Genomic DNA, 7,679 nt, shown 5'->3' on the forward strand with positions numbered 1-7,679 from the left:
TTACTTCAATTGGATTTGGCAGCATAGTCGGTTCAAGTCCACTGCCGCACAACGAGCAGGATTAACCTCTCGACCATGGACTTGGAATGATATCGTGACCTATCCCACAATAATCTGACGCACTACCGAATACGAAGCAAATTTTCCTAGCGTTACAGTTATTATTTATTGCTGACGAAGACCGTTTGGGATGTTTCTTCTTGCTCTCTACGTTTTCCTCGCCTCTGTACATGGCGAGTTTGAATATTTGCTGCATTACTGTAGAGATAATCTTCAAGTTCTTCTACAGAAACCTGTACTTCTTCCCCACTCTTTAAAAGAACCGTAGCGGTTGTCATATTCATTACGCTCCTAATTAATTGTTCTAAACTCTAATTATCTTTACTGATTAAACTTTATTCTTAATTCTACCTTTTATTTTCCAGCCGCTACTTGGAAATAAAAAAATTACCGCTTCGACTCCAACCTCGCAATCGCCACCCCAGGATAGTACACGTCCAAGATTTGCCGATAATCATACCCCTGGTTGGCATAAGCATAAGCCCCCGTCTGGCTCATGCCTACACCTTTGTGTGCCTTATCGACGATCGCCTGGGTTGCTCCGTAGAGAGATTCGATACACCACCCTGATAGCTAAGGATTTCTCCGGCTGTTTCGGCAACGGCTTGTTGTGTGGTGCTGTACTCGGTAGCAACTCCTTTGTATGCCTGGTGTCTTTCCCCGGAAGTCACGTCAAACCATTGGTTGGCAGGACGAAAAGTATGAACCAAAGCGTAAGAACGCGCCGCCACTGCCTGGGCTTTCAACGCCTCGATGGGCGCGGCGGCAGACATCTCGCTGCCTACAACGGATAGTAAATATTCTTCCAAATTCACATAGTTTATAGCGAGTAAGTTATCCCCCTGCGCTATCAACAGTAACTTGCCCCTGTACCAGTTATTACCGACGAATACCGCTCCACCGTCTTTTGGCTCAACCCACAAGGGTGAGGAAACCTGCCCACCGAATTGATTGTCGAATTACTAACGCTTATGTGGAACGATTGGTTGGGTAGAAGCGGCTCTAGATTTTGCCCATAACCATCTACGATATTTGCTTCTGTTGAGGATGCGATCGCAATATTACTAATCTCTTGAGAAACCGCTACTCATATCTCGATAGCTGGAGCGATGTAGGGGCGTGTATTCGCCTTGCTTTTCGAGCTTTCAGCTTGGGCTTTTGATGGATACTTTTGAGCGCTCATTACTGTAGGGGGCAGGCATAAGTGTTCTTTGTTTTTCTTGTTTTCCTATTTTATGTCTTAACATGAATTTGTAGGGCTATAGTCCTAAACAGGTAAGGATACAAAAATGATGATCGTCCTAAATATATAAAGATTCGTTGTAATGGTGGATGAAATACCAGATAGCTCCAATGTGGTTTCTAGTGCTTTTTAGAGAAACATCAAGTTTTACTCACTAGACGAGAAACTTAAGTTTTGCAAGGTGTGCAGTTAAATCGCTTTGGTCAAATTAGTTTTGCCACTTTTCTTATCGACCACTTGATACTTAGATTTTAGAAAATCTCCTCATAAGCAGGCTAAAAATCGGCAAATCCCTTGCTTTTTGGTCAGTTATTAGCAAAAGGAAGTAGCTTGAAGTAGGCGATCGCTTGTACACGAATGTCTGACAAGTTTCATTTCCTAGATCACAGGAGCATTACTGAATTTTACAAGACGCACATTTATGTTACTTTTATGAGCTAGCTCATAAAAGTAACGGTGCATTTTTGTCAGACTAAAGGTAATAAAGATGCTTTCCTATCAAGACTACAACCAATGTTAATTATAATCTCGACATTGCTTAGGTTTCAGGAGGTGACTAAAATGGCAACTAAAACAAAAAAACTCGCTAAAATCTACCTTGAAGGAACTCCTGCTGAAATCTCTGAAGAAACCAGCGCCGAGTTTTGTGAGTTAATCATGAGTGAATTTCGAGCGCTTCCTTTTGCTGTTCAAGCCTCAGACTCTATGCGGTATGAAACGGTAGAAGAACTGTTTGCTGACATCGAGAAGGAACATCTGTGGGTGTCACTTGAAACCTACGGTGCAGACTTCTACCCCAATCCATTTTACGGATTTGCATTTCTGGCAGTTCACGATTATGACCACTACCTGAGCCATTCTGACTTCACTCTTGAAGGTGAAATTAAAGCTTACCGGACTATTGCCAGTCGCTTCCCCAGTTTAGATATGCAGAAGATTCTTTATTCTGAAATCGTTTTGAAGTCTGCGGCACACATCTATCTTGGACATACTCCTGAACCCAAACTTGTTTTTGCTTAATGGCGTTGCTGATTCCATAATAAAAATTGACAAATGTGAAACTTGAAACTCTAATTCTTTCGTAAACAACTACCTAAAAATCATCATGATTTCATCAACATCCGCTTAATCAACTGCTCAATGCAATCTGTCAAACCTACATCTTATGGAATATTTTCTTTTGAAAAGAGAAAGCTAAGATTGATGTATTTTGATGGAACAAACTTAAGGAAGATAACAAAATGATCAGACTACTCGTTAATATTTTAGAAGCACTACTGAATACCTTTTATCGTACTCGCCTATATCCACGATTTTATGTATTGGAGACAGTTGCTCGCGTCCCCTACTTTGCTTTTACCTCCGTCCTACATCTGTATGAAACAATGGGTTGGTGGCGTAAGGCAGATTGGATAAAAGTCCACTTTGCCGAATCCTGGAACGAACTACATCACTTGCTCATTGCTGAGTCTCTTGGCGGCAATCAATACTGGATTGACCGCTTTGTTGCTCATGCAGGAGCCTTTGTCTACTACTGGATTGTTGTCTTTGTATATGTACTTTCACCCCGCCATGCCTACAACTTCATGCAGCAGGTGGAAGAACACGCATACCATACCTATGATGCTTTCATAAAAGAGCATGGTGATGAACTTAAAACTTTACCAGCACCGGAAATCGCCATTAATTACTACCGCGATGGCGACCTTTACTTATTTGATGAATTTCAAACTACGCGGGTTCCTCAAGAACGTCGTCCCAAAATTGAAAATCTCTACGATGTATTTGTTGCTATTAGGGAGGATGAACTAGAACACGTCAAAACGATGATTGCTTGCCAACAACCCGATGCCCAACAAACCTTCCAAAGTCCCCACGCTGCTATTAGATTACCTCTAAGAGAATCAGTTAAGGCTGCAATTAACGCACATACCTCTGACATCGTGCGAGAGGCAGTGGAAAAGCAACCAGTAGAATTTTTATAACCCGAACTCAAACATAACTAAAGGTCTGAAAAGCAAAGTCAACTGAATTTAGGGCAAGAGAATTACTATGTTAGACATTGATGAAATGGGACAAAAAGAAATACAAGACTTCCTACAACAAGTAGGATACGGTCATCTTGGTTTCATACATGAAGGAAAACCCTACGTGATGCCAATGCATTATTATCTCCAAGAAAAGGACATCTACCTGTTTACAACCGAAGGCATGAAGACTCATGATATAGAAGCGAACCCAGAAGTGTGCCTACAGGTCGAAGAAATTCACGGACCCCTTCATTGGCGTAGCGTAATTGTTGCGGGTCGAGCCGAGCGCCTCACAGAGCAGCAAGACATTGATCGTGCTATGCAGTTCATCAAAGAGCGTAACCCAGCCCTTTCGCCTGCTATCAATCGAACTTGGATCGATTCATGGGGACGTGCAGAGGTAATCGCCATCTACCGTATATATCCGAGCGAGATGAGCGGACGCACAACTGATGGAGTAAGCAGTCAGTAATACCAGAGGATCAAACTTGACTGGAGGGCAGGTAAACAATGATGATGAGTGCTGGTAACAGCCTTGAATGTCGATATTTAGGATGGGGTGATTTGAACCAGTTTCGTCAAATACCCTTGGCGGAAAATGAAGCTTTAATCTATACCACTCCTGCTGGTAAGGTTCCGGTTTTGATACGCGGTTTCATGGATTGCCTCCGCTCTGAAGAACTAAAAGAAAGATTGCCTGAACAATTTTCTGAGAATGACCTAGCAGGGTCTATAGTAGCGCTGGTAAGAAATTTGCCTAACAGTCTGATAGAAGATACAAATGAGTCATTTCACAATGTAGAGCTTTCTGCGAATACCACCGTTGTTGCTGCTGTCATTAGTTGGTAACTAGAACAGTATTTTTAATGTCACCAATATGAGATAGCTCAAAGACTTTATTGAGAATACCTGGCAAATTGGAAGTGTACCAACTAAAAGGGTCTTTTGATATGACCAACGCTACCCTCAACTTTCAAACCGCTTCAGGACACCAAGTTCTAGCAGCAGCAGGCAAAAAATATCTGCGTCCTGGGGGAAGAAGAGCCACAGAGCAATTATTTCAGTGGGCTAATTTTCAGCCTGGCGAAACAGTTTTAGAATTAGCTTCGAGTTTTGGCTACAGTGCGATCGCTCTTGCTAAACGCTACGGTGTTAAAGTCGTTGGCGTAGAAAAAGATTCTGATAGTGTAGCTCGTGCGCGTGTCAATATTCGTGCTGCTGGTTTAGAAAATCAAATCGAAATTATCGAAGGCGATATTTTCCACTTAGAGGCAATACCAGGACAGTTTGATTACGTTTTAGCCGAAGCAATTCTCACAATGCAATCCCCACTGGGGAAAGCAAAGATTTTAGCTGGCGTTCACAATAAATTCAAACCCAAAGGTAAATTCCTCTCTCACGAATTATTAGCCCGTGACAAAGAAGAACAAATTCGTTCTGAACTAGCGCAAGTAATCCGAGTAAATTCTACACCCCTGTCAGAAGCTAACTGGATTCAGGCTTGTGAAACCGCCGGATTACAAGTGAAAAAGCATAAAGCTGGATCAATGGGCTTACTGAATTTGAGACGAATAATTCAAGATGAAGGCATTGTAGACACAATTCGGATTTTGGGTAATGTTTTGACCCACAAACCTATCCGCAAAAGGCTTTTAGAAATGCGCTCTGTTTTCCAGAAATATCGTCAGGAACTAGGTTACATCATTCTGTGTGCCGTTGCTCACTAGCAGTATTAATCCAAAATTCTGAATTCCTATGACTTCTAAAATCACAACAAACTCATCTTTCGTTACCCAATTGCGAGAACAAATTGAATATCCTGATGCTGGACCTTTCAATAAAGTATTGCTAAAAGATCAAGCTTGTCAATATACGCTCTTTTGTCTTACAGCTAACACGGAGATTTCTGAGCATAAGTCTCCTCGCAATGCCACTGTTAATGTGATTGAAGGGCGGGGTTTACTAACTTTGTCGGGACAAGATATTGCCCTAGAACCAGGTGTTTTTGTGTTTATACCTGCCAATGCTCCCCACTCATTAAAGTCTGAAGAGAAATTGGCATTTTTGTTAACACTTTCCGAAAAGGTAGATACTAATTAATTTTTTTCTGAATAATGGAATCAATAATTTCAACTTTCGCCCAACATTTAGATTTACCCCAAGTTCAGGTAGAAACGTTACTCTCAAAACCACTAACTCAGTGTCTCAATTCACCTGAACTTAAGCAACAGCTAGACAGCTTAGACATCAACTTGCTGAAGGAAACTTTACCCACAGCAGGAGCCGTCTTAGCCAAAGAACTACCGCCTTTTTACAACTGGCTGAAAAATGAGTTAAAAGTCAAGCGTGTTCCTGATAGTCCAGATCACACGACAAAATGGGTAATTGGTTTCGTCAACAATCAAGAAAGCCTGAGCAGCCTAGTTGCGTTACATAAACCAGTTCCTCGTCGAGCCTTAGAAGCGTCTGTTCCCCGCTTGGTAAGCTTGTTTAATGGTGTCGAAGACGCGCACGTTCGCCAAGAGTGGCAAAAGGCAATCGCGGCTCTTTGCTTACCTCTCGTTGTGGATGCTCGTGAAAGAGAGCAAGCCATGATTTCAGCCTAATAAGCTATTCTCAAGTAGGGAAATTTAACATCGCACTTTATCTTTACTTCAATCATCCAATGTTACTGTGGATTTATGCAGGAGCGATCGCTGCTTTGGTTATTGATGCTTTCTGTGTTCTCTGTAGAGAACAAAAATCAGTTGTTAATGAGCTAATTACCTTTGCTGGTGTTTGCCTTGCCATTCTGCCAGCATGGTTAGTAATGCTTTAAATAACAGTAGATTAAGTCTTGGACGGGCTTAAGATAAACGGCTAGGTATCATATTTGCTCTTGTCTGCGAACGCTATAGATCAAGAATTGACCTCTGCTGTACCATTAGCAGTCGCCTCCAATGCTTTGCCATCAAGAATCGTAATCTTACCACCCCGACTATAGGAAATTACAGATTTAAGACTTTTAGTTAGTCGCACGCATTCTTCATAAGTAATGCCGATACTCCGAGCTATTTGATAATAAGGTAATTTAATTTTCAAACACTCACCGAGTTTAGTTGTTTCAGTCCCATATTGCATTGCAAAATATTGAATAAATCGAGCTAGTCGGACAATCGCTCGTTCAGAAATTAACCCGTGTACTGTTTCATGCAGTTGCTGAAGCCTGGAGTTGAAAACCATCAGCATCCGCAGAGCAATTTCAGGATTTTGCCCAATAGCATTAAGTAAAGCATCTCGCTCTACAATAAGAATTTGACAATCACATTCAGCCGTTACAGTTGCAGGAGCAATACCATTTCCCAGCAGTGCAGGTGCAGCAAAAACTTCTCCGGCTGGTAGGGTGCGAAGAATCGTTTGTTTTCCTGTTGATGCTGTTTTAGTAATTTGGATTGAGCCGCTAAGGAGAGAATACAGCTTTGCAGGTAAGAGATCGCCTTCATGCATGATAATTTCTCCCTGACTATAGAATTGCAACTGAGTGTAGGGTGACAAAATTGCTAATTCCTCTAGTCCTACACCTCCAAAAACAGTAATTTGGGAGATTTGTTCAATTGTTGCTTGCATAGTTTGATTGAGCAGTATCAGACTTGTATTTACTTATGAGAACCGCTTCAAAATAGGATAATCTTCACCGTGTGACTGAAGCGTTATCTGGAGCCTCGGAGGTGGCACGAGTGCGCGCCCATAACCAAAATCATTACTTGATAAATTCTATAGTAAACCTAAAAAAGTAAGGATTGATTGTAGTGATAAATGAGAAACCAGATGGCTCCAATATGGCTATCTAGATTTTCTGAGAAAGCCAAGGTATCTCTAACTGGGCATGAAACTCGCGTTGCGTAGAGGGCAATTAAAGCTCTTTGCACAACCAATTTGATCGCGATGAGGACAAGTAAGGGTAGTTCTGGCATAGTTAGAAATTGAACGATTTATCTTTAGTAGGCTGACTTATTACAGGACTACCAAACTTGGATGGTTCGCATTTGCTACCCAGCAAATAAACGTATGGCAGTGGTCTATCTTTAGCAAAGCCTATTCTTTTTTGGCAACAACAAATTAGTTGTATCCTGGGCGATCGGCGTAAAGAATTCGGAAGCCGTGAACGATAGTGTAGTCTATTAGTCCTGGTTGCGAATCTTCAACCTCAATAAATTCGTCTAATTCCTCAGCCATCGCTATTGCTTTCATAAATTTATTCGGTATCCTAGCTTTCAAAAACCGAAAGCATAACTTACTTAATACTACAGCAGTTCTCATTCCGATAAAGTACAGCTTTAGGATTTAATTACTGTGAGGTCATGCTT

At 41.5% G+C, this 7,679-nt stretch carries 13 protein-coding genes and 1 pseudogene; 9 read left to right on the forward strand and 5 right to left on the reverse strand.

All coding sequences use genetic code 11. The features are described 5' to 3' along the window. Nucleotides 1–118 (forward strand): annotated as a pseudogene (locus AC2VE5_RS22865) (IS1 family transposase); the annotation flags it as partial. A gap of 43 nt (nucleotides 119–161) precedes the next feature. Here AC2VE5_RS22865 and AC2VE5_RS22870 read toward each other — a convergent pair. Next, complete coding sequence (locus AC2VE5_RS22870) at nucleotides 162–338, reverse strand: hypothetical protein (RefSeq protein WP_486889970.1); 177 nt, start codon at nucleotides 336–338, stop codon at nucleotides 162–164. 222 nt (nucleotides 339–560) lie between these two features. After that, nucleotides 561–983, reverse strand: coding sequence for a SpoIID/LytB domain-containing protein (locus AC2VE5_RS22875; RefSeq protein ID WP_486889971.1), 423 nt, complete (start codon nucleotides 981–983; stop codon nucleotides 561–563). Nucleotides 984–1,864: 881 nt separating this feature from the next. Between AC2VE5_RS22875 and AC2VE5_RS22880 the strand changes: the two genes are divergently transcribed. The 8 genes from AC2VE5_RS22880 to AC2VE5_RS22915 all read left to right on the forward strand — a co-directional run bounded on the left by AC2VE5_RS22880 (nucleotide 1,865) and on the right by AC2VE5_RS22915 (nucleotide 6,151). After that, nucleotides 1,865–2,323 carry a transposase gene (locus AC2VE5_RS22880; RefSeq protein ID WP_486889972.1) on the forward strand — a complete coding sequence of 153 codons (459 nt, stop codon included), beginning with the start codon at nucleotides 1,865–1,867 and terminating at the stop codon, nucleotides 2,321–2,323. 221 nt (nucleotides 2,324–2,544) lie between these two features. Continuing rightward, a complete protein-coding gene (locus tag AC2VE5_RS22885; RefSeq protein ID WP_486889973.1) occupies nucleotides 2,545–3,288 on the forward strand; it encodes an alternative oxidase in 744 nt (247 codons plus the stop codon). Between the two features lie 67 nt (nucleotides 3,289–3,355). Next, on the forward strand, nucleotides 3,356–3,805 hold the full coding sequence (locus AC2VE5_RS22890) for a pyridoxamine 5'-phosphate oxidase family protein (protein ID WP_486889974.1): 450 nt from the start codon (nucleotides 3,356–3,358) through the stop codon (nucleotides 3,803–3,805). A 38-nt stretch (nucleotides 3,806–3,843) separates the two neighbouring features. Next, on the forward strand, nucleotides 3,844–4,182 hold the full coding sequence (locus AC2VE5_RS22895) for a hypothetical protein (protein WP_486889975.1): 339 nt from the start codon (nucleotides 3,844–3,846) through the stop codon (nucleotides 4,180–4,182). A 101-nt stretch (nucleotides 4,183–4,283) separates the two neighbouring features. Continuing rightward, entirely contained in the window at nucleotides 4,284–5,060 is a 777-nt protein-coding gene (locus AC2VE5_RS22900; RefSeq protein WP_486889976.1) for an SAM-dependent methyltransferase, read from the forward strand. Nucleotides 5,061–5,088: 28 nt separating this feature from the next. Continuing rightward, nucleotides 5,089–5,433 carry a cupin domain-containing protein gene (locus AC2VE5_RS22905; protein WP_486889977.1) on the forward strand — a complete coding sequence of 115 codons (345 nt, stop codon included), beginning with the start codon at nucleotides 5,089–5,091 and terminating at the stop codon, nucleotides 5,431–5,433. A gap of 14 nt (nucleotides 5,434–5,447) precedes the next feature. Beyond that, on the forward strand, nucleotides 5,448–5,939 hold the full coding sequence (locus tag AC2VE5_RS22910; protein ID WP_486889978.1) for a hypothetical protein: 492 nt from the start codon (nucleotides 5,448–5,450) through the stop codon (nucleotides 5,937–5,939). A gap of 29 nt (nucleotides 5,940–5,968) precedes the next feature. Next, the gene (locus AC2VE5_RS22915; protein ID WP_486889982.1) at nucleotides 5,969–6,151 is read left to right on the forward strand and encodes a YwiC-like family protein; all 183 of its coding nucleotides are present in this window, start codon (nucleotides 5,969–5,971) and stop codon (nucleotides 6,149–6,151) included. Between the two features lie 80 nt (nucleotides 6,152–6,231). Here AC2VE5_RS22915 and AC2VE5_RS22920 read toward each other — a convergent pair whose 3' ends face one another. The 3 genes from AC2VE5_RS22920 to AC2VE5_RS22930 all read right to left on the reverse strand — a co-directional run bounded on the left by AC2VE5_RS22920 (nucleotide 6,232) and on the right by AC2VE5_RS22930 (nucleotide 7,563). Then, nucleotides 6,232–6,939 (reverse strand): Crp/Fnr family transcriptional regulator, encoded by a 708-nt coding sequence (locus AC2VE5_RS22920; protein WP_486889979.1) that lies wholly within the window; start codon nucleotides 6,937–6,939, stop codon nucleotides 6,232–6,234. 158 nt (nucleotides 6,940–7,097) lie between these two features. Continuing rightward, nucleotides 7,098–7,286, reverse strand: a complete 189-nt coding sequence (locus AC2VE5_RS22925; RefSeq protein ID WP_486889980.1) for a hypothetical protein — start codon at nucleotides 7,284–7,286, stop codon at nucleotides 7,098–7,100. A 145-nt stretch (nucleotides 7,287–7,431) separates the two neighbouring features. Then, nucleotides 7,432–7,563, reverse strand: a complete 132-nt coding sequence (locus AC2VE5_RS22930) for a hypothetical protein (RefSeq protein WP_486889981.1) — start codon at nucleotides 7,561–7,563, stop codon at nucleotides 7,432–7,434. Between the last annotated feature and the right edge of the window lie 116 nt (nucleotides 7,564–7,679).

The organism is Aliterella sp. E5.1 (assembly GCF_057473825.1).

Coding starts and splice junctions, on each gene's coding strand:
- AC2VE5_RS22870 (WP_486889970.1), bottom strand. CDS start 338: ATGACAACCGCTACGGTTCTTTTAAAGAGTGGGGAAGAAGTACAGGTT.
- AC2VE5_RS22880 (WP_486889972.1), top strand. CDS start 1,865: ATGGCAACTAAAACAAAAAAACTCGCTAAAATCTACCTTGAAGGAACT.
- AC2VE5_RS22885 (WP_486889973.1), top strand. CDS start 2,545: ATGATCAGACTACTCGTTAATATTTTAGAAGCACTACTGAATACCTTT.
- AC2VE5_RS22890 (WP_486889974.1), top strand. CDS start 3,356: ATGTTAGACATTGATGAAATGGGACAAAAAGAAATACAAGACTTCCTA.
- AC2VE5_RS22895 (WP_486889975.1), top strand. CDS start 3,844: ATGATGATGAGTGCTGGTAACAGCCTTGAATGTCGATATTTAGGATGG.
- AC2VE5_RS22900 (WP_486889976.1), top strand. CDS start 4,284: ATGACCAACGCTACCCTCAACTTTCAAACCGCTTCAGGACACCAAGTT.
- AC2VE5_RS22905 (WP_486889977.1), top strand. CDS start 5,089: ATGACTTCTAAAATCACAACAAACTCATCTTTCGTTACCCAATTGCGA.
- AC2VE5_RS22910 (WP_486889978.1), top strand. CDS start 5,448: ATGGAATCAATAATTTCAACTTTCGCCCAACATTTAGATTTACCCCAA.
- AC2VE5_RS22920 (WP_486889979.1), bottom strand. CDS start 6,939: ATGCAAGCAACAATTGAACAAATCTCCCAAATTACTGTTTTTGGAGGT.
- AC2VE5_RS22925 (WP_486889980.1), bottom strand. CDS start 7,286: ATGCCAGAACTACCCTTACTTGTCCTCATCGCGATCAAATTGGTTGTG.
- AC2VE5_RS22930 (WP_486889981.1), bottom strand. CDS start 7,563: ATGAAAGCAATAGCGATGGCTGAGGAATTAGACGAATTTATTGAGGTT.